The organism is Mycobacterium sp. TH-M106 (genome assembly GCF_057473765.1).
Genome location: NZ_JBYCLE010000002.1, coordinates 1 through 1452, shown reverse-complemented (window position 1 = coordinate 1452; position 1452 = coordinate 1). Strand labels below are relative to the sequence as shown.

General features: G+C 68.3%; 1 protein-coding gene. It reads right to left on the bottom strand.

All coding sequences use genetic code 11. The features are described from left to right. On the bottom strand, nucleotides 1-1336 hold a 1336-nt coding region (locus AC2VOP_RS00075), incomplete at its 3' end, for an AMP-binding protein (RefSeq protein WP_486959070.1). Nucleotides 1337-1452: the final 116 nt, after the last annotated feature.

Genomic DNA, 1452 nt, shown 5'->3' with positions numbered 1-1452 from the left:
CGGGGTGGCCGGCCAGCACGTCTTCGACCTCCTTCGGCGAGATGTTCTCCCCGCTGCGGATGATGACGTCCTTCACGCGGCCGGTGACGACCAGGTAGTCGTCGTCGACCCAACGGCCGAGATCGCCGGTGTGGAAAAACCCTGCCGCATTGAAAGATTCGCTGTCGTCCTCGGGATGCAGATAGCCGGCGCACATCTGCGGGCCGCGCGCCAGGATCTCCCCCGCGCCGGCCGGGGCGGCGTCGTTGTCGACGACCCTGACCTCGGCCAGCCCGGGGCGCCCGTCGGTGTCCGCGGCGTGGTCGACGTCGTCGAGGTCGGGTGCGCCGACGGTGATCACCGGAACCTCGGTGCAGCCGTAGGCGCGGGTGACCACCGCCCGCTGGAAAAACCCGGCCGCACTGCGGATCAGCGGCGGCGGCACCGACGCGCCGCCGCACACGAACAACTTCAGATCGGGTAACCGGGTACCGGCACGCTCCGCGGCGGCGAGCAGCTGCTCCAGAAACGGCGTGGCTCCGGCCAGGTGCGTGCAGCGGTTGACCTGCATCAGCCGAGCCGCCTCGTCGGCGTTCCAGCGGTCCATCAGAATCGCGGTCGTTCCCAGCAACAGCGGGCATTCGAAGGCGTAGATGGAGCCGCCGATGTGCGCGATCGGCGACGGCACCAAAAACCGGTCGCCGTCCTCGACCAGCCAGTGGTCGCGGATCTGGCAGATCAACGCATGCATCGAGTTGTGGGTGTGCAGCACGCCTTTGGCCTTGCCGGCCGTCCCGGACGTGTAGAGGATCATCTGGACCCCATCCGGGTCGACAGTGGGCAGTTCCCGCGGTTGCGCCGGATCGGCCAGCAACTGCGGGTAGCCCGCATGGTTCCCGCCCTCGCCGCGCACCACCACGACGTCGATCCCCAGCTCTTCGGCCAGCGGCGCCACCATCGAGACGAAGTCGTGATCCCGCCAGGTGGCCGGTACGAAGATCATCCGGCTGCCCACATCGGTGAGCAGCGCGCGCAACTCCCGCTGCCGCAGCGACGGCAGCAGCGGATTGACCACCATCCCGGCCATCGCCGTCGCCAGGTAGATCACCGCCGCCTCATGCCAATTGGGCAACATGAACGACACCACAGCTCCCACCGGCAGCCGTGCCAACAGCGCCTGCGCCAGCGCGCTCGCCTGGGTGTAGAGGGTCTGGCAGTCCAGCTGATCCTCGCCGTCGATCAACACCACCCGGTCCGGGCTGTGCTCAGCGGCATCGCGAAGTGAATCGACCAGTGTACCTTGCACCCACCACCGGCGCGCGTACGACGCGGCTGCGCGCTCCTCGTCCCAGCGCACCCACCGGCCGCTGATCAGCTTCCGACCGTTAATGGCATTCCTCCGGCGACCGCCGGTCAGGCCTGCACGATGATCGGATCGCCGATGTGCACCGTGTCGAAGTACCAGGCGGCGTT